Source organism: Delftia sp. ZNC0008 (assembly GCF_000799035.1).
In the GTDB taxonomy this organism is placed as follows: Bacteria; Pseudomonadota; Gammaproteobacteria; order Burkholderiales; family Burkholderiaceae_C; genus Comamonas; species Comamonas tsuruhatensis.
Window position 1 is genome coordinate 1 of sequence record NZ_JTKZ01000821.1, and the last position, 19,644, is coordinate 19,644.

The window sequence follows — 19,644 nt, forward strand, 5'->3', positions numbered from 1 at the left end:
CATGGAAGAAGGTCTGCGCTTCGCTATCCGCGAAGGCGGCCGTACCGTGGGCGCTGGCGTGGTTGCCAAGATCATTGCCTAATTGATTCGTAGGGGTATAGCTCAATTGGCAGAGCGTCGGTCTCCAAAACCGAAGGTTGTAGGTTCGATTCCTACTGCCCCTGCCACCTGATGGTGGAATCGCAACGAGCCCGCCCCAAAGCGGGCTTCGGTGTCTTGGCGTTGCGCAAAAAATGCGCATTAGAAATGGATTATGGCCACTACTCAGGTTGAAACGGTCAGCTCCGGAGCTGACAAAGCCAAGCTTGCCGCAGTCGCGGCTTTAGTCGTTGCTGCGATCGCAGGTTTCTATCTGCTGAGCAAGCAAGGGCCCATCGTTCAGTGGCTGGTGCTGCTGGTCGGTCTGGCTGCGGCTGCTGGCACGTTCCTTGTTTCCGAGCCCGGAAAGCGTTTCGTCAGCTTTGCGCAGGATGCCTGGCGCGAAGTCAAGAAGGTCGTCTGGCCGACGCGCAAGGAGACCATGCAGATGACCTTGTACGTCTTCGGCTTTGTGGTCATCATGGCCTTGTTTCTGTGGTTCACGGACAAGACGCTGGAGTGGGTCCTGTATGACCTGATTTTGGGCTGGAGGAAGTAATGGATGCTGTCGAAACAGGTGTGAACGACGGAGGGGCAGCGCCTGCCAATCCGGATCTGCGCTGGTACATCGTCCATGCCTACTCCGGCATGGAAAAGGCCGTGGAGCGCAACATCATCGAGCGCATCGCGCGTTCGGACATGCAGTCCAAGTTCGGCCGCATCCTGGTTCCCACCGAGGAAGTGGTGGAGATGAAGAACGGCCAGCGCCGTACCACCGAACGCCGCTTGTTCCCTGGCTACGTGTTCGTCGAGATGGTCATGGACGACGACACCTGGCACCTGGTCAAGCACACCAGCAAGGTGACGGGTTTCGTGGGTGGTGCCAAGAACCGCCCCGCACCGATCTCCGAAGAGGAAGTGCGCAAGATCGTCAGCCAGATGCAGGAAGGCACGGACAAGCCGCGCCACAAGATCGAATTCATGCCCGGCGAACTGGTGCGTGTCAAGGAAGGCCCGTTCACGGACTTCAATGGCTCGGTCGAAGAGGTCAACTACGAAAAGAGCCGCCTGCGCGTCTCGGTGATGATCTTCGGCCGCTCCACGCCGGTCGAGCTTGAATTTGCCCAGGTTGAAAAAACCTGAGTTACCGCTTACAATCTCTGGCTCTGCATTTTTAGGCTCGGTGCAGGGCGTGTCAGCAAGAGTCTTTTAACCCCCGGGGAGCTGCCGGCTGCAACTATTGTTGGTTGGGCCGGCGGCGCTATACCCGCAAGGAGCATTCAATGGCGAAGAAAATCGTCGGCTTCATCAAGCTGCAAGTGCCAGCTGGTAAGGCCAATCCCTCTCCTCCGATCGGTCCTGCGCTGGGTCAGCGCGGCCTCAACATCATGGAATTCTGCAAGGCGTTCAACGCCCAGACCCAAGGTGTCGAGCCCGGCCTGCCCCTGCCCGTGGTCATCACGGCCTTTGCCGACAAGAGCTTCACCTTCATCATCAAGACGCCTCCGGCGACTGTGCTGATCAAGAAGGCCATCAAGCTGGACAAGGGCTCCTCCAACCCCCTGAAGAACAAGGTCGGCAAGATCACCCGCGCTCAGCTGGAAGAGATCGCCAACACCAAGCTGAAGGACATGAACGCTGCTGACGTCGACGCCGCCGTGCGTACGCTGGCTGGTTCGGCCCGTTCGATGGGCGTGATTGTGGAGGGCGTGTAAATGGCCAAGTTGACCAAGAAGCAAAAGGCTCTCCAGGGCAAGGTGGAGTCCACCAAGCTGTACGCTTTCGCCGACGCCGTGGCGCTGGTGAAGGAAGCCGCCACCGCCAAGTTCGATGAATCCATCGACGTGGCCGTGCAATTGGGCGTGGACGCCAAGAAGTCTGACCAAGTGGTTCGTGGCGCCGTCGTGCTGCCCCACGGCACTGGCAAGACCGCCCGCGTGGCCGTGTTCGCCCAAGGCGCCAAGGCTGAAGAAGCCAAGGCTGCTGGCGCCGATGTTGTCGGCATGGACGACCTGGCTGCCCGCGTGAAGGCTGGCGACATGCCCTTCGACGTGGTCATCGCTGCCCCCGACGCCATGCGCGTCGTCGGTACGCTGGGTCAGATCCTGGGCCCGCGCGGCCTGATGCCCAACCCCAAGGTGGGTACGGTGACTCCCGATGTGGCCACGGCCGTGAAGAACGCCAAGGCTGGTCAGGTGCAATACCGCGTCGACAAGGCCGGCATCATCCACGCCACCATCGGCCGCCGCTCGTTCGACAACGAGAAGCTGCAAGGCAACCTGGCTGCGCTGATCGACGCCCTGAACAAGTCCAAGCCCGCCTCGAGCAAGGGCCTGTACCTGCGCAAGGTGGCTGTTTCGTCGACCATGGGTGTGGGCGTTCGCGTCGACACGCAAACCATCTCGGCCTGATAGCCAAGAAATCTTGAGGCGGCTTGCGGGCTGCCTCAGTGGTGGGCCGGCGCAGCGATGCGCCGGGTCATCCAAGACCGTTGGTGTGCCTTGCGGCACTTAAACCTCAGGGGCCAACGCAGATGGCGATCCCGCTGCAGATGGATGCATTTCCAAAACAGTTGGTCGCTGCAACAAGAGCGCGCATGAGGGGCCTGCCCCGAGTGTGCATTTGAAGGAGTAGACCTTGAGTCTTAATCGCAGTGAGAAAGAAGCGGTCATCAATGAAGTGACCAGCCTCGCCGCAAAAGCTCAAACGCTTGTGATCGCGGAATACCGCGGCATCACGGTCGCCGACATGACCAAACTGCGCGTTGACGCCCGCAGCAAGGGTGTGAGCCTGAGCGTGTTGAAGAACACGCTGGCCCGCCGTGCTGTGGCTGGCAGCCAGTTCGACGTTGTCGCCGACCAGATGACCGGCCCTCTGATCTATGGCTTCTCTGAAGACGCAGTGGCTGCCGCCAAGGTGGTGGCCGACTTCGCGAAAACCAACGACAAGCTGGTGATCCGCGGTGGTGCGTTTGCAGGCAAGGCCCTGGACGTGAACGGTGTGAAGCAACTGGCGAACATCCCCTCGAAGGAAGTTCTGCTGGCACAACTGTGTGGCTTGCTGATGTCGCCTATCTCGCGTACGGCCGTTGTGCTGGGCGCCCTGGCGGCAAAGAAGAGCGAAGGCTCTGCCGAAGAACCGGCAGCCGAAGCAGTCGCAGCCTGAGCGCGCGGCAGTTAACCAATATTGTTAGGAAATCAAAATGGCATTCGATAAAGACGCATTTCTGACCGCGCTCGACGGCATGACGGTCCTGGAACTCAATGACCTGGTGAAGGCCATTGAAGAGAAGTTCGGCGTGAGCGCTGCCGCCATGGCCGCTCCCGCTGCTGGTGGCGCTGCTGGCGGCGCTGCTGCTGCAGAAGAAAAGACCGAGTTCAACGTTGTGCTGACCGAAGCCGGCGCGAACAAGGTTTCCGTCATCAAGGCCGTGCGTGAAATCACCGGCCTGGGTCTGAAGGAAGCCAAGGACCTGGTCGACGGCGCTCCCAAGAACGTCAAGGAAGGCGTTGCCAAGGCTGACGCTGAAGCCGCTGTGAAGAAGCTGGTGGAAGCCGGTGCCAAGGCTGAACTGAAGTAATTCAGTCCCCTCAAGGGCTGGAGGCTCCGAAAAAGGGCCTCCAGCCTTTGGCGCTTGTGGAGAGCGTATCCATAGAGCACACTAGAAAGCGGTCTGGAGCAGCCTGTTTTCTAGTGTCTTCTGACAACCCGACAGCAGAAGATGCCTTGGTTCGGGCGATGTGCAACGCATCGCCGTCAGCCATGGTTGGTAGTGGCCAACCGCCAAGCCCGCAGGGAGCTTTCCATGTGGGGCAGTCGTCGCAGACCCAGGACTCATGTCTTTGCCCGGAGATCTCATGGCCTATTCTTACACCGAACGCAAGCGAATCCGCAAAAGCTTCGGGAGCCGCGACAGCGTGCTCGAAGTGCCTTACCTGCTGCAGATGCAAAAAGATGCATATACCGCATTCTTGCAGGCAGATGTAGCCCCCAAAAAACGCACCATCGAAGGCCTGCAAGCGGCCTTCAACTCTGCCTTCCCCATCGTCTCCCACAACGGTTTTGTGGAGATGAAGTTCGTCGAGTACAACCTCGCCAAGCCTGCTTTCGATGTGCGCGAGTGCCAGACCCGTGGTCTGACCTTCGCCTCTGCCGTGCGCGCCAAGGTTCAGCTGATCATCTATGACCGTGAGTCTTCGACCTCGCAGTCCAAGGTGGTCAAGGAAGTCAAGGAGCAAGAGGTCTACATGGGCGAAGTGCCCCTGATGACCGACAAGGGCTCGTTCATCATCAACGGCACCGAGCGCGTCATCGTCTCGCAGCTGCACCGCTCGCCTGGCGTGTTCTTCGAACACGACAAGGGCAAGACCCACAGCTCGGGCAAGCTGCTGTTCTCGGCACGCATCATTCCTTACCGCGGTTCGTGGCTGGACTTCGAGTTCGACCCCAAGGACCTGCTGTTCTTCCGCGTCGACCGTCGTCGCAAGATGCCCGTGTCCATTCTGCTGAAGGCCATCGGCCTGACGCCGGAATCGATCCTGGCCAATTTCTTCGTCAACGACAACTTCCGCCTCATGGATTCGGGCGCGCAGATGGAGTTCGTCCCCGAGCGCCTGCGCGGCGAGGTCGCGCGCTTCGACATCACCGACAAGTCGGGCAAGGTCGTGGTCGCCAAGGACAAGCGCGTCACTGCTCGCCACACGCGTGAGCTGGAGCAGTCGGGCACCAAGTTCATCAGCGTCCCCGAAGATTTCCTGATCGGCCGCGTGGTCGCCAAGAACATCGTCGATCCGGACACTGGCGAGATCATCGCCAAGGCCAACGAAGAGTTGACCGAGTCCCTGCTCAAGAAGCTGCGCAGCGCCGGCATCCAGGATCTGCAGTGCATCTACACGAACGAGCTGGACCAGGGCGCCTACATTTCGCAGACCCTGCGCACTGACGAAACCGTCGATGAGTTCGCTGCGCGCGTGGCCATCTACCGCATGATGCGCCCCGGCGAGCCGCCGACCGAGGACGCCGTGCAGGCCCTGTTCCAGCGTCTGTTCTACAACCCCGACACCTACGATCTTTCGCGCGTGGGCCGGATGAAGTTCAACGCCAAGGTCGGCCGCGATGGCGCCACCGGCCCCATGGTGCTGTCCAACGAGGACATCCTGGCCGTGGTCAAGATCCTGGTGGATCTGCGCAACGGCAAGGGCGAGGTCGATGACATCGACCACCTGGGCAACCGCCGCGTGCGTTGCGTGGGCGAACTGGCCGAGAACCAGTACCGCACGGGCCTGGCACGTATCGAGAAGGCCGTGAAGGAGCGTCTGGGTCAGGCCGAGCAAGAGCCGCTGATGCCCCATGACCTGATCAACAGCAAGCCGATTTCGGCCGCCCTGAAGGAATTCTTCGGTGCGTCGCAGCTGTCGCAGTTCATGGACCAGACCAATCCTCTGGCCGAAATCACGCACAAGCGTCGCGTCTCGGCCCTGGGCCCGGGCGGTCTGACGCGCGAGCGCGCAGGCTTCGAAGTGCGCGACGTGCACGTGACCCACTACGGCCGCGTCTGCCCTATCGAAACGCCTGAAGGCCCCAACATCGGCCTGATCAATTCGCTGGCCCTGTACGCCCGCCTGAACGAGTACGGCTTCATCGAGACGCCTTACCGTCGCGTGGCCGACGGCAAGGTCACGATGGAGATCGACTACCTGTCGGCCATCGAGGAAGGCAAGTACATCATCGCCCAGGCCAATGCCGAGCTGGATGCCGAAGGCCGCCTGATCGGCGACCTGGTGTCGGCGCGCGAAAAGGGTGATTCGACCCTGGTGTCGGCCGAGCGCGTTCAGTACATGGACGTGTCGCCCGCACAGATCGTGTCGGTGGCTGCCTCGCTGATTCCGTTCCTGGAGCACGATGACGCGAACCGCGCATTGATGGGCGCCAACATGTCGCGTCAGGCCGTGCCTGTGCTGCGTCCCGAAAAGCCCATGGTGGGCACGGGCATCGAGCGCGTGGCGGCAGTGGACTCCGGCACCGTGGTGACGGCAACCCGCGGCGGTATCGTGGACTATGTCGATGCAACGCGCATCGTGGTCCGCGTGAACGATGCGGAAGCCGTGGCCGGCGAAGTCGGCGTGGACATCTACAACCTCATCAAGTACCAGCGTTCCAACCAGAACACCAACATCCACCAGCGTCCCATCGTCAAGCGTGGCGACAAGCTGGCCAAGGGTGACGTGGTGGCCGACGGCGCATCGACCGACCTGGGCGAAATCGCCATCGGTCAGAACATGCTGATCGCCTTCATGCCCTGGAACGGCTACAACTTCGAGGATTCGATCCTGATCAACGAGCGCGTGGTGGCCGAAGACCGCTACACCTCGATCCATATCGAAGAACTCGTGGTGATGGCCCGCGACACCAAGCTCGGTGCCGAGGAAATCACGCGCGACATCCCGAACCTGTCCGAGCAGCAGCTCAACCGCCTGGACGAGTCCGGCATCATCTACGTGGGTGCGGAAGTGCAGCCCGGCGATGTGCTGGTCGGCAAGGTCACGCCCAAGGGCGAGACCACGCTGACGCCTGAAGAGAAGCTGCTGCGCGCCATCTTCGGCGAGAAGGCTTCCGACGTGAAGGACACCTCGCTGCGCGTGGACCAGGGCTCGCAAGGCACCGTGATCGACGTGCAGGTCTTCACCCGTGAAGGCATCCAGCGCGACAAGCGTGCCCAGCAGATCATCGACGATGAACTCAAGCGCTACCGCCTGGACCTGAACGACCAGCTGCGCATCGTCGAGGCCGACGCCTTCGACCGTATCGAGAAGCTGCTCAATGGCCGCGTGGCCAACGGCGGCCCGCAAAAGCTGGCCAAGGGCGCCAAGATCGACAAGGCCTACCTGGACGGCGTGGAGAAGTTCCACTGGTTCGACATCCGTCCTGCAGAGGACGAGGTCGCCACCCAGCTCGAGTCCATCAAGAACTCGCTGGAGCAGACGCGCCACAGCTTCGACCTGGCTTTCGAGGAAAAGCGCAAGAAGCTCACCCAGGGCGACGAGCTGCCCGCTGGCGTGCTCAAGATGGTCAAGGTCTACCTGGCCGTCAAGCGCCGCCTGCAGCCCGGCGACAAGATGGCCGGCCGCCACGGCAACAAGGGCGTGGTCTCCAAGATCGTTCCGGTCGAGGACATGCCCTACATGGCCGACGGCTCCACTGCCGACATCGTGCTGAACCCGCTGGGCGTGCCTTCGCGCATGAACATCGGCCAGGTGCTGGAAGTGCATCTGGGCTGGGCCGGCAAGGGCCTGGGCCAGCGCATCGGCGACATGCTGCAGCAGGAAGCCCGTGCCGCCGAAATCCGTGCCTTCATGGAAGAGATCTACAACTCGCGCGGCCGCAAGGAAGACCTGGCCCAGCTCGATGACAACGAGATCGTGTCCATGGCGCAGGCGCTGACCACGGGCGTGCCGTTTGCCACGCCGGTGTTCGACGGCGCTTCCGAGCAGGAAATCCAGGACATGCTGCATCTGGCATATCCGGAAGAGCTGAAGGAGCGCAAGGGCCTGACCGAAAGCCGCACGCAGGCCTACCTGTATGACGGCCGCACCGGTGACCGCTTCGAGCGTCCGACCACCATCGGCTACATGCACTACCTGAAGCTGCACCACTTGGTCGACGACAAGATGCACGCCCGCTCCACGGGTCCGTACTCTCTGGTGACGCAGCAGCCCCTGGGCGGCAAGGCCCAGTTCGGCGGCCAGCGTTTCGGGGAAATGGAAGTGTGGGCGCTGGAAGCCTACGGCGCCGCCTATGTGCTGCAGGAAATGCTGACCGTGAAGTCCGACGACGTGGTGGGCCGTACCAAGGTGTACGAATCCATCGTCAAGGGCGAGCACGCCATCGAGGCAGGCATGCCCGAGTCGTTCAACGTGCTGGTCAAGGAAATCCGCTCCCTGGGCCTCGACATCGAGCTTGAGCGTTCTTAAATATTGAAAAGGGAAAGAGTCTTATGAAATCTCTACTCGACCTGTTCAAGCAATTCACGCCCGATGAGCATTTCGATGCCATCAAGATCGGTCTGGCTTCTCCCGAGAAGATCCGTTCCTGGTCCTTCGGCGAGGTGAAGAAGCCCGAGACCATCAACTACCGCACGTTCAAGCCCGAGCGCGATGGTCTGTTCTGCGCCAAGATCTTTGGCCCCATCAAGGACTACGAGTGCCTCTGCGGCAAGTACAAGCGCCTCAAGCACCGCGGCGTGATCTGCGAGAAGTGCGGCGTCGAAGTGACCCAGACCAAGGTGCGCCGCGAGCGCATGGGCCACATCGACCTGGCTGCGCCCTGCGCCCACATCTGGTTCCTGAAGTCGCTGCCGTCGCGTCTGGGCCTGGTGCTCGACATGACGCTGCGCGACATCGAGCGCGTGCTGTACTTCGAAGCCTACGTGGTGACCGACCCCGGCATGACCCCGCTGAAGAAGTTCAGCATCATGACCGAGGACGACTACGAGGCCAAGCGCACCGAGTACGGTGACGAGTTCGAAGCCAAGATGGGCGCCGAAGGCATCAAGGACCTGCTCGAAGGCATCGACATCGACGTCGAGACCGAGCGCCTGCGCGGCGACCTGACCGGCTCCGAAGTCAAGGTCAAGAAGAACGCCAAGCGCCTGAAGCTGCTGGAAGCGTTCAAGAAGTCCGGCATCAAGCCGGGCTGGATGGTCATGGAAGTGCTGCCCGTGCTGCCCCCGGACCTGCGTCCGCTGGTGCCACTGGACGGCGGCCGCTTCGCAACGTCCGACCTGAACGACCTGTACCGCCGCGTCATCAACCGCAACTCGCGTCTGCGCCGCCTGCTGGAGCTGAAGGCTCCGGAAATCATCGCGCGCAACGAAAAGCGCATGCTGCAGGAAGCAGTGGACTCGCTGCTGGACAACGGCCGCCGTGGCAAGGCCATGACGGGCGCCAACAAGCGTGCCCTGAAGTCGCTGGCCGACATGATCAAGGGCAAGAGCGGCCGTTTCCGCCAGAACTTGCTGGGCAAGCGCGTGGACTACTCGGGCCGTTCCGTGATCACGGTGGGTCCGTACCTCAAGCTGCACCAGTGCGGTCTGCCCAAGCTGATGGCGCTGGAACTGTTCAAGCCCTTCATCTTCGCGCAGCTCGAGCAGCGCGGCATCGCCACCACCATCAAGGCGGCGAAGAAGGAAGTGGAATCCGGCACGCCCGTGGTGTGGGACATCCTCGAAGAGGTCATCAAGGAGCACCCGGTCATGCTGAACCGTGCTCCCACGCTGCACCGCCTGGGCATCCAGGCCTTCGAGCCCATCCTGATCGAAGGCAAGGCCATCCAGCTGCACCCGCTCGTCTGCGCGGCCTTCAACGCCGACTTCGACGGTGACCAGATGGCCGTCCACGTTCCGCTGTCGGTGGAAGCACAGATGGAAGCCCGCACGCTGATGCTGGCCTCCAACAACGTGCTGTTTCCCGCATCGGGCGAGCCCTCCATCGTTCCTTCGCAGGACGTGGTGCTGGGTCTGTACCACGCGACGCGCGAGCGCATCAACGGCAAGGGCGAGGGCATGGTCTTCGCCGACATCGGCGAAGTGCAGCGCGCGCTGGACGCCGAGCAGGTCGAGCTGGCCGCCAAGATCAGCGTTCGCCTGACCGAGTGGACGAAGAACAAGGACTCCGGCGAGTTCGAGCCTTCGACCAGCCTGGTGGAAACCACCGTGGGCCGCGCCCTGATGTCCGAGATCCTTCCCAAGGGCCTGCCGTTCAGCCACATGAACAAGGCGCTCAAGAAGAAGGAGATCTCCAAGCTCATCAATGCCTCGTTCCGCAAGTGCGGTCTGAAGGCCACGGTGGTGTTTGCCGACAAGCTGCTGCAAAACGGCTTCCGCCTGTCCACGCACGCCGGCATCTCGATCGCCATCGGCGACATGCTGGTGCCGCCGCAAAAGGCCGAGATCATCGGCCGTGCCGAAGCCGAGGTGAAGGAGATCGAACAGCAGTACGTCTCCGGTCTCGTGACCGCTGGCGAGCGCTACAACAAGGTGGTGGACATCTGGGGCAAGGCCGGCGACGAAGTCTCCAAGGTCATGATGGCCCAGCTGGCCAAGGAAAAGGTCATTGACCGCCACGGCAACGAAGTCGAGCAGGAATCGTTCAACGCCATCTACATGATGGCCGACTCCGGCGCCCGCGGCTCGGCCGCGCAGATCCGCCAGCTGGCCGGCATGCGTGGCCTGATGGCCAAGCCTGACGGCTCCATCATCGAGACGCCCATTACGGCGAACTTCCGTGAAGGCCTGAACGTTCTGCAGTACTTCATCTCCACCCACGGCGCCCGAAAGGGTCTGGCCGACACGGCGTTGAAGACGGCCAACTCCGGCTACCTGACGCGTCGTCTGGTGGACGTGACGCAGGATCTGGTGGTCAACGAGGACGATTGCGGCACGAGCAATGGCGCACTGATGCGCGCCATCGTCGAAGGCGGTGAAGTCATCGAATCGCTGCGCGACCGCGTGCTGGGCCGTACCACGGCCGAGGACGTCGTGCATCCCGAGACGCTGGCCGTGCTGCTGCCCGCAGGCACGCTGCTCAACGAAGACGTGATCGACGAGCTGGAATCGCAAGGCGTGGACGAGATCAAGGTCCGCACCGCGCTGACCTGCGAGACCCGCTACGGCCTGTGCGCCAAGTGCTACGGCCGCGACCTGGGCCGCGGCGGCCTGATCAACCTCGGCGAAGCCGTGGGTGTGATCGCCGCCCAGTCCATCGGCGAGCCCGGCACGCAGCTGACCATGCGTACCTTCCACATCGGTGGTGCCGCTTCGCGCGCTGCCATCGCCTCGAGCGTGGAAGCCAAGTCCAACGGCTCCATCAGCTTCAACAGCACGATGCGCTACGTCAGCAACACCAAGGGTGAGCTGGTCGTGATTTCGCGTTCGGGCGAAATCGTCATCAGCGACAACGGCCGCGAGCGTGAGCGCCACAAGGTGCCCTACGGTGCCGTGCTGACCGTCAGGCCCGACCAGCAGGTCAAGGCTGGTCTGATCCTGGCCAACTGGGATCCGCTGACCCGACCCATCATTACCGAGTACGCCGGCCAGGTGCGCTTCGAGAATGTGGAAGAGGGCCTGACCGTGGCCAAGCAGGTCGACGAAGTGACCGGCCTGTCCACGCTGGTGGTGATCGATCCCAAGCGCCGTGGCTCTGCCAAGGTCGTGCGTCCTCAGGTCAAGCTGATCGATGCCAACAACCAGGAAGTCAAGATCCCCGGCACCGACCACTCGGTGACGATCGGCTTCCAGGTCGGCGCGCTGATCCAGGTGCGTGACGGCCAGGACGTGGGCCCCGGCGAAGTGCTGGCCCGTATCCCTGTCGAAGGCCAGAAGACCCGCGACATTACCGGCGGTCTGCCCCGCGTGGCCGAGCTGTTCGAAGCCCGCACGCCCAAGGACAAGGGCACGCTGGCCGAGATGACCGGCACCATTTCCTTCGGCAAGGAAACCAAGGGCAAGGTGCGCATGCAGATCACTGATCTGGATGGCAAGGTCTGGGAAGAACTCGTGCCCAAGGAAAAGAACATCCTGGTGCACGAAGGCCAGGTGGTCAACAAGGGTGAGTCCATCGTCGACGGCCCGGCCGATCCGCAGGACATCCTGCGCCTGCTGGGCATCGAGGAGCTGTCGCGCTACATCGTCGATGAAGTGCAGGACGTCTACCGCCTGCAGGGTGTGAAGATCAACGACAAGCACATCGAGGTGATCGTTCGCCAGATGCTGCGCCGCGTCGTGGTCGAGAACACCGGCGACTCGACCTACATCGCTGGCGAGCAGGTCGAGCGTTCGGAGATCCTCAATACCAACGAGGCGCTGCAGCGCGAAGGCAAGATCCCTGCCACGTACTCCAACGTGCTGCTGGGTATTACCAAGGCATCGCTGTCGACCGACTCCTTCATCTCTGCCGCGTCGTTCCAGGAAACGACCCGCGTGCTCACCGAGGCTGCCATCATGGGCAAGCGCGACGAGCTGCGTGGCCTGAAGGAAAACGTCATCGTGGGTCGCCTGATCCCCGCCGGTACGGGTCTGGCATACCACCAGGCGCGCAAGGCCAAGGACGCCATGGACGACGCAGAGCGCCGCGCCATCGCCGACGCCGAAGCGGCCGAACTGGCCGGTGTGATGGCTGACGACGACGCTGGCGTGGCTGCCGTCGCCGGTGACGCTTCCGCTGACTGATAGGCGGTGTCACCCCCTGAGCGGCTGTGCCGCTTGCCCCTCTCTCGCTACGCGGGAGGGGGACGACGCCCTCGCTGCGGGGGCGGCCCTTGCTCGGCGTCCCTCTTGTTGGGACATGCTGTCTCTTAGAGCAGTGCATGGCGCAAGTGCTTGATGATGTGACGCTCCCGGCCTGCCCTGCGCAGGCGGGAGCGTTTTTCTTTGGGAATAACCAGAGTTCGGCCGGACCAGCTTCCGGCCGGGCCATTGCAGACGATGTGGTCCTTGTCTCTTGAATGGATGCTGCTGGCACTGCTGGTGTTCTGGGCCGTCGGCGCATACAACCGGCTGGCCCGGCTGCGCAGCGGCTGCGTGCAGCAGTTCGGTACGCTCGATGCATACCTGGGCCAGTGGCATGCCATGCTGCAGGCCTTCGAGGCACAGCCCAAGGGCGAAGGCCAAAGCCCCGCCCTTGTGCATGCCCAGGCCGCGCTGCACCAGACCGCCGCGCAGTTGCAGGCGGCGCTGGTCGATGCCCGTGGCCGGCCGCTGCGCGAGAGCGCGCTGGCCTCGCTGGAGCATGCCTGCTCGGCGCTGGAGGTGGCCTGGCAGGCCATGACCAAGGTCGCCGTTGACACCGGCACCGGCGCCGCTGGCACTGGCACTGCGCCATCAGATGCCCCGTCGCCGGACCCCGATCCGCTGCAGCCCTGGCAGCAGCGCTGGACCGAGCACCAGGTGCGCAACCGCCTGGGACTGCAGCAATTCAACGCCGCGGCCGAGCGCTACAACGCCGCCATCGCGCAATATCCGGCCAGGCTGCTGGCCTGGCTGCTGGGCTTTCGCCCGGTGCGCAGCCTGCTGGTCGAACCTGCGCCCAGCAAGGTGCAGGAAAGTGGAACATGAACCAACGCACGCATTCTTCCCCGCGCCGCGCTGCGGCGCCCTCGCAGGCGCATGCCGCACCGGCCGCACCTCCTCTTTGGCAGCAGCTCGACGCCGTCGCCCAATGCCTGCAGGCCGTGCTCGAAGGCCAGTCCAGCCGCAGCGTGCTGGCGCGTGTGCCGCAGCCGCTGCGTCCCGGTGTGCAGGCCCTGCTGTTCCAGGTGCTGCGCCAGCTGGGCCGTGCCCAGGCGCTGCAAAAGCAGCTGGCCTCGCGCAACCCGCCGCCGCGCGTCAGCGCGTTGCTGAACACCGCCCTGGCCTTGGCCTGGGATGAATCTCGCGCGCCATACCCGCCGTTCACCCTGGTCAACCAGGCCGTGGAAGCGGCCAAGCAGGGGCCGACCCGCGCGCAGTCCGGCTTTGTCAACGCCTGCCTGCGCCGCTTTCTGCGCGAGCGCGATGCCCTGGTCGCCGCCACCGAAGCCCAGCCGCAGGCGGTCTGGAACCATCCCGCCTGGTGGATTGCCCGCCTGCGCAAGGACCATCCCGATCACTGGCAGGCCATCCTGCAGGCCAACAACGAGCAGCCGCCGATGACGCTGCGCGTCAATCGCCAAAGGGCAGACCGCGCGCAGTACCAGGCGGCGCTGCAGGCCATGGACGTGCCATCGCTTGCCGTGGCCGACAGCGGCCTGCAACTGCAGCAGGCCTTGCCCGTGCAATCCCTGCCGGGCTTCGACCAGGGTCTGGCCTCCGTGCAGGATGCGGCGGCGCAACTGGCCGCACCGCTGCTGCTGCAAGGGCTGGAGCAGCCCGCCGGCCGAGCGTTGCGGATACTTGATGCCTGCGCCGCCCCCGGTGGCAAGACGGCCCACCTGCTGGAATACGCAGCGCCGCAGACCCTGCAGGTCACGGCGCTGGAGATAGACGCCGAGCGCGCCGCGCGCATCGAGGACACGCTGGGAAGGCTGCAGTTGCAGGCGCAAGTGGTCGTGGCCGATGCGTCCCAGCCTGCGCAGTGGTTCGAGGCGCAATGCGGCGGCCAGCTGTTCGACGCCATCTTGCTGGACGCGCCCTGCACGGCCTCGGGCATCGTGCGGCGCCAGCCCGACGTGCGCTGGCTGCGCCGCGAAAGCGATGTGCACCAGCTGGCCCAGATCCAGTCCCGGCTGCTCGACACCCTGTGGCCCCTGCTGCAGCCTGGCGGGCGCCTGCTGTACTGCACCTGCTCGGTCTTCAGGCAAGAGGGCGAGGCACAGGTTCAAGCGTTTGTTGCACGCAACAGTGAGGCGCGAACACTGCCGGCGCCGGGGCATTTAATCCCGGGCAAGGACTACAAAGCCGGCATGCTGGCTGACAATGCTTTGGGTGACCACGACGGCTTCTTCTACGCCTTGCTGCAAAAGACGCGCTGACCCCCGTCCCCGGACCAGGTCGCCAGCCTGGCTGCGCCTGCTGGCGCGGCTGGCCGGGGCACTTGTGCTGGCCGCCGTGCTGGCCGGCCTGGGCCTGCAGGCCAGGGCCGATGCGCTGACCGCCGAGATCGGATCCATGCAGCTCGAGCGCTCCGATGATGGTCTGCTGCTGTCCGCCAATCTCCAGTTCGAGTTGCCCTACCAGATCGACGACGCGCTGCGCCAGGGCATTCCCATGTACTTCGTGGCCGAGGCCCAGGTCCAGCGTGAGCGCTGGTACTGGTCCGATCAGCAACTGGCCACCGCCAGCCGCCACTACCGCCTCAGCCATCAGCCGCTGACACGCCGCTGGCGCCTGCACATCTCCAATACCCCCTTCTCCAGCGCCGGGCTGGGGCTGGCCCTGGGCCAGACCTTCGAGACCCTGGAAGATGCGCTGTCCTCCATGCGGCGCATCTCGCGCTGGAAAATCATGGACACGGCACCCACGCAGTCGGGTGTCTCGGTGCAGCTGCGCTTTCGCATCGACCTGTCCCAGCTGCCAAGGCCGTTGCAGATCGGTGCGCTGGGCCGCTCGGGCTGGAACCTGCAGCTGTCGCGCGCCCAGATGCTGGAAGACGCGCCATGAACCGGGACACCGACGCCGACGAACGCATGGCCCTGCCGGCCTCGGCCGGCCTGTCGCGCGGCACGCGCTGGGCCGTGGGCGTGGGCGCCGGTCTCATGGGGCTGGTCGGCGTGCTGCTGCTGTTCCTGCTGACCCTGGCCACCAACAACCGGCTGGACTACGAGCGCAACTACAACTGGCTGTTCGCCGCCAACGTGGTCGTGGCCGGTCTGCTGCTGGCCATCCTGGTCTGGGGCGGCATCCGCCTGGCCATACGCCTGCAGCGGGGGCGCTTCGGCAGCCGCCTGCTGCTCAAGCTGGCCGGCATCTTCACGCTGGTGGGACTGGTGCCGGGCCTGCTGATCTACATCGTTTCCTACCAGTTCGTCTCGCGCTCCATCGAGAGCTGGTTCGACGTGCAGGTCGAGGGTGCGCTGTCGGCAGGCGTGAGCCTGGCCAGCTCCACGCTGGAGACCGTGGCCAACGACATGGCCAACAACACGCGCACCGCAGGCGCCCAGCTGTCCCAGGTCTCCGATGCGGGCGCCGCGCTGATCCTGGAGCGCGTGCGCGACCAGTTGGGGGCCACCGATGTCGTGCTGTGGAGCGCCTCCGAAATCGCCGTCGTGGGTCCGGCGCCGGTGCCGCGCAGTGGCGAGCTGGCTGGCTTGCGCGCGGTTGCCAGCGCAGGCCAGTCGCGCTTCAACCTGCAGCCCGAACGCCCCAGCGCGCAAATGCTGCGCTCGCTGCGCGAGCAGCGCGCCGTGGCCAGCATCGAAGGACTGGACGACGACGGCACGGCCCAGCCGGGTGCCACAGCGCCGAATGCCCAGGTCCGCACGCTGGCCGTGGTTCCCAACCCCAGCGTGGGACTGCTGACCGAGCCGCGTTATTTGCAGGCCACCATTGCACTGCCGCAGGCGCTGGTGACCAACGCCCTTGCCGTGCAGGCCGCCAACCGCGAATACCAGGAGCGCGCGCTGGCACGCGGCGGCCTGCAGCGCATGTACATAGGCACGCTCACGCTCAGCCTGTTCCTGGCGGTCTTCGGCGCCGTGGTGCTGGCCATCGTGCTGGGCAACCAGCTGGCCAGGCCGCTGCTGCTGCTGGCCCAGGGCATGCGCGACGTGGCGCGCGGCGACCTGCGGCCCAAGCCGGCGCTGCAGACGCGCGACGAGATCGGCGGGCTCACGCGCTCCTTCGCGCTCATGACCCAGCAACTGGCCGACGCGCGCGCCGAGGCCAACCGCAGCATGGGCCAGCTCGATGCCGCACGCGGCAACCTGCAGACCATCCTCGACAACCTCACATCGGGCGTCATCGTGCTGGACGCGCGGGGCGCCATCGTCCTGAGCAATCCCGGGGCCACGCGCATACTGCGCGCGCCCATGGCCGTCCATGAAGGACGGGCGCTGTCCCAGGTGCCGGGGCTGGAGCAGTTCGGCGAAGTCGTGCAGGAGCAGTTCGCGCTCTTCCTGGGCGAGCAGGGGCGCGATCGCTGGCAACTGGTGCATGAGCTGCATGCCTCCACCGATGGCGGCGTCATCCAGCACACCACCACCCTGGTCATGCGCGGTGCGGAACTGCCCGATGCGCAGCGGCTGCTGGTCTTCGACGACATCTCCGAGATCGTCTCGGCCCAGCGCGCCCAGGCCTGGGGCGAGGTCGCGCGCCGCGTGGCCCATGAGATCAAGAACCCGCTCACGCCCATCCAGCTGTCGGCCGAGCGCATGGCCATGCGGCTGACCGACAAGCTGCAGCCGGCTGACCAGGCGCTGCTGGCCAAGTCCGTCAAGACCATCGTCGATCAGGTCGGCGCCATGAAGCGCCTGGTCGATGAATTCCGCGACTACGCGCGCCTGCCTGCCGCCAATCTGCAGTCGCTGGACCTCAACGCGCTGGTGACCGACGTGCTGCAGCTGTACGGTGAAGAGAACGCCGAAGTGCGCGTGGAGTGTGTGCTGGACCCGCAATGCCCGCCGATTTCCGGCGATGGCCAGCAACTGCGCCAGGTCATTCACAATCTTTTGCAGAATGCCCAGGACGCCACGGCCCAGCGTGCGCAGGAAAGCGGCCAGCCCCCCGGCCCCGTGACCATAGAGACGCGCTGGAATGAGTCCACGCGCCGCGTGCGCCTGAGCATCAGCGACAGCGGCACGGGCTTCGCGGCCAACATCCTTCAACGGGCCTTCGAGCCCTATGTCACGACCAAGGCGCGGGGCACCGGACTGGGCCTGGCCGTGGTCAAGAAAATCGCAGACGAGCATGGCGCCCGCATCGACCTGGGCAACAGGGACGACGGCGGGGTGATTCAAGGTGCGCAAGTGTCGCTATCATTTGCGCCTGAGCGTACAGGATAGGCCTGACGCCCCCCGCGCCTCAGCACATAGGCTTAAGACACATGGCAAACATACTGGTGGTCGACGACGAACTGGGGATCCGGGATTTGTTGTCGGAAATCCTCAACGACGAAGGTCATAGTGTGGACGTGGCCGAGAACGCCGGCCAGGCGCGCACGGCGCGCGCCTCCAACACCTACGACCTCGTGCTGCTCGACATCTGGATGCCCGACACCGATGGCGTATCGCTGCTCAAGGAATGGGCCTCGGCGGGCCAGCTGACCATGCCGGTCATCATGATGAGCGGCCACGCCACCATCGAGACGGCGGTGGAGGCCACGCGCATCGGTGCGCTGTCCTTCCTGGAAAAGCCCATCACCATGCAGAAGCTGCTCAAGGCGGTGGAGCAGGGCCTGGCGCGCAATGCCGCCAGCCAGGCGCCGGCTGCAGCACCTGCCGCAGTGGCCGAGCCCGCCGACATCGCAGCCGTCGTCACGCCTGCGGCCAGCCGTGTGCCGGTGGACAACAACGTGCCGCATGCACACCAGGGTTTCGATCTGGACCGCCCCCTGCGCGAGGCGCGCGACGGTTTCGAGAAGGCCTACTTCGAGTTCCACCTGGCGCGCGAAGGCGGCTCCATGACCCGCGTGGCCGAGAAGACCGGCCTGGAGCGCACCCACCTGTACCGCAAGCTGCGCCAGCTGGGCGTGGACCTGGGCCGCAACAAGCGCGGATAGACTTTTTGAAGGAATTTTGGCTTTTTCGTTTTTGGGTCAAAAAATCCTGCATATAATCTAGTTCTCGGCCCGGTAGCTCAGTCGGTAGAGCAGAGGATTGAAAATCCTTGTGTCGGCGGTTCGATTCCGTCCCAGGCCACCAAATACAGTGAAAAAGATTACGGACTGCTTCGCAAGAAGCAGTCCGTTTTTCTTTGTGCCTCAGGCAATGCGTGATCCTGCCTGTGCGGCGGTTGCGGCCGCCTTCAGTCGTTCGCGCCCGCAATCGTCACCAGCAGCACGCAGCCCTGGTCGCCGCGCGCGTGCACATCGTGCAGCTCGCCGGCAGGCACCAGCACCACCGAGCCGGCCACCAGCCGCAGGCTGGCCAGGCGCGTGGCAATGCCGGCCTCGCCCGCCAGGCAGTGGATGGTGGCCTCGCCGGGGACCTGATGGCTGGGCAGGGCATGGCCGGGCGGCAGCACCAGGCGCAGCAGCTGCAGCTTCGGCGTTCGGATCAGGCTGGTGCTGATGGGCATGCCGTCGCGGGCGTGCAGGGCGATGACCTCCAGTGGCTTTGCGTGTTCGAGTGCCATGCTTGGCTCCTGCTTGATATAGGTCAGAAGGTGGTTGCGCCGCCGCCTCGCCGGTGCACTTGAAGATGTACGCTGGATGCATCTTATGCAGGCGCAGCGGGCCGGAAGGAGTGCACATCATGGCGCAATGGATGGAGCTGGAGGAACCCCTGAGAACCCGGGAGCCGGCGCCGCAATGGACGGCATTCCTCGAATTGGGATTTCGGCCGCTGTACCTGCTGGGCTGCCTCTGGGCCGCGCTGTCGGTGGCGCTGTGGGTCCATGCTCCGCAGTGGATCGCGGGGCGCATGCCCGGCGTGTTCTGGCACGCGCACGAGATGCTGTGGGCCTTCGTGGCCACCATCGCCGTGGGCTTTCTGTTCACGGCGGGCAGCAACTGGACAGGGCGCAACCCCCTGCAGGGCCGGGCATTGGGCGCGCTGTGCCTGCTGTGGCTGGTGGCCCGCGCAGGCTTCTTGCTGCCGGGGCCGCAGGCCTTTGCGGTCGCCGCGCTGTGCGAGACCGCCTTCTTCGCCTGGGCCGCGCTGGCGCTGGGCCGCGCCATCCATGCCGCGCGCAGCCGGCGCAACTACGGGCTGCCCCTGTTGCTGGCGGGCCTGGGCGTGGCCGATGCGCTGTACCTGTGGTCCATCTGGCAAGGCGACTACGGCGCGCTCATGCAGCGCTTCAACGCTGGCCTGCTGTGCATGGCCGTGATTGCGCTGCTGATCGCGCGGCGCGTGATCCCCTTCTTCGCCATGCGCGCCGTGTCCGGCCTGCAGATCCCCATGCACACGGCCAGCGGCCAGTGGCAACTGGGTACGCGG

General features: G+C 64.5%; 15 protein-coding genes, 2 tRNA genes and 1 pseudogene. 17 read left to right on the forward strand and 1 reads right to left on the reverse strand.

The window, feature by feature from the left end; translation table 11 throughout:
* From L995_RS32450 to L995_RS26230, 16 genes and pseudogenes are all read left to right on the forward strand, one after another.
* Positions 1–82 (forward strand): annotated as a pseudogene (locus tag L995_RS32450) (EF-Tu/IF-2/RF-3 family GTPase); the annotation flags it as partial.
* Positions 83–91: 9 nt separating this feature from the next.
* Positions 92–167 (forward strand) — tRNA-Trp (locus L995_RS26160).
* 86 nt (positions 168–253) lie between these two features.
* The gene (gene secE / locus L995_RS26165) at positions 254–637 is read left to right on the forward strand and encodes a preprotein translocase subunit SecE (RefSeq protein ID WP_012202436.1); all 384 of its coding nucleotides are present in this window, start codon (positions 254–256) and stop codon (positions 635–637) included.
* Positions 637–1,221 carry a transcription termination/antitermination protein NusG gene (nusG, locus tag L995_RS26170; RefSeq protein ID WP_047474235.1) on the forward strand — a complete coding sequence of 195 codons (585 nt, stop codon included), beginning with the start codon at positions 637–639 and terminating at the stop codon, positions 1,219–1,221. The genes secE and nusG overlap by 1 nt, the downstream gene beginning before the upstream one ends.
* Before the next feature lie 140 nt (positions 1,222–1,361).
* Positions 1,362–1,793: a 50S ribosomal protein L11 gene (rplK, locus tag L995_RS26175; protein ID WP_012202438.1), complete on the forward strand. Its 432-nt coding sequence runs from the start codon at positions 1,362–1,364 to the stop codon at positions 1,791–1,793.
* Positions 1,794–2,489 carry a 50S ribosomal protein L1 gene (gene rplA / locus L995_RS26180; RefSeq protein WP_016450389.1) on the forward strand — a complete coding sequence of 232 codons (696 nt, stop codon included), beginning with the start codon at positions 1,794–1,796 and terminating at the stop codon, positions 2,487–2,489.
* Positions 2,490–2,715: 226 nt separating this feature from the next.
* Entirely contained in the window at positions 2,716–3,243 is a 528-nt protein-coding gene (rplJ, locus tag L995_RS26185) for a 50S ribosomal protein L10 (protein ID WP_016450390.1), read from the forward strand.
* A 37-nt stretch (positions 3,244–3,280) separates the two neighbouring features.
* Positions 3,281–3,658, forward strand: coding sequence for a 50S ribosomal protein L7/L12 (gene rplL, locus L995_RS26190; RefSeq protein ID WP_012202441.1), 378 nt, complete (start codon positions 3,281–3,283; stop codon positions 3,656–3,658).
* Positions 3,659–3,935: 277 nt separating this feature from the next.
* Entirely contained in the window at positions 3,936–8,048 is a 4,113-nt protein-coding gene (gene rpoB / locus L995_RS26195) for a DNA-directed RNA polymerase subunit beta (RefSeq protein ID WP_016450391.1), read from the forward strand.
* Between the two features lie 23 nt (positions 8,049–8,071).
* Positions 8,072–12,301 carry a DNA-directed RNA polymerase subunit beta' gene (gene rpoC / locus L995_RS26200; protein ID WP_016450392.1) on the forward strand — a complete coding sequence of 1,410 codons (4,230 nt, stop codon included), beginning with the start codon at positions 8,072–8,074 and terminating at the stop codon, positions 12,299–12,301.
* A 255-nt stretch (positions 12,302–12,556) separates the two neighbouring features.
* The gene (locus L995_RS26205; protein ID WP_047474237.1) at positions 12,557–13,186 is read left to right on the forward strand and encodes a LemA protein; all 630 of its coding nucleotides are present in this window, start codon (positions 12,557–12,559) and stop codon (positions 13,184–13,186) included.
* Positions 13,183–14,580 carry a 16S rRNA (cytosine(967)-C(5))-methyltransferase RsmB gene (gene rsmB, locus L995_RS26210; protein ID WP_017406280.1) on the forward strand — a complete coding sequence of 466 codons (1,398 nt, stop codon included), beginning with the start codon at positions 13,183–13,185 and terminating at the stop codon, positions 14,578–14,580. The genes L995_RS26205 and rsmB overlap by 4 nt, the downstream gene beginning before the upstream one ends.
* Entirely contained in the window at positions 14,525–15,208 is a 684-nt protein-coding gene (locus tag L995_RS26215; protein ID WP_016450395.1) for a DUF4390 domain-containing protein, read from the forward strand. The genes rsmB and L995_RS26215 overlap by 56 nt, the downstream gene beginning before the upstream one ends.
* Complete coding sequence (locus L995_RS26220; RefSeq protein WP_016450396.1) at positions 15,205–17,547, forward strand: sensor histidine kinase; 2,343 nt, start codon at positions 15,205–15,207, stop codon at positions 17,545–17,547. Before L995_RS26215 ends, L995_RS26220 begins: the two co-directional genes overlap by 4 nt.
* 41 nt (positions 17,548–17,588) lie before the next feature.
* Positions 17,589–18,263 (forward strand): response regulator, encoded by a 675-nt coding sequence (locus tag L995_RS26225; protein WP_016450397.1) that lies wholly within the window; start codon positions 17,589–17,591, stop codon positions 18,261–18,263.
* 66 nt (positions 18,264–18,329) lie between these two features.
* Positions 18,330–18,405: transfer RNA gene (locus L995_RS26230), tRNA-Phe, on the forward strand.
* A gap of 103 nt (positions 18,406–18,508) precedes the next feature.
* Here L995_RS26230 and L995_RS26235 read toward each other — a convergent pair.
* On the reverse strand, positions 18,509–18,838 hold the full coding sequence (locus L995_RS26235) for a cupin domain-containing protein (RefSeq protein ID WP_012202449.1): 330 nt from the start codon (positions 18,836–18,838) through the stop codon (positions 18,509–18,511).
* Between the two features lie 119 nt (positions 18,839–18,957).
* On the opposite strand from L995_RS26235, the gene L995_RS26240 reads away from it, so the two are divergent.
* A partial coding sequence (locus L995_RS26240; protein WP_047474243.1) for an NnrS family protein occupies positions 18,958–19,644 on the forward strand: 687 nt, incomplete at its 3' end.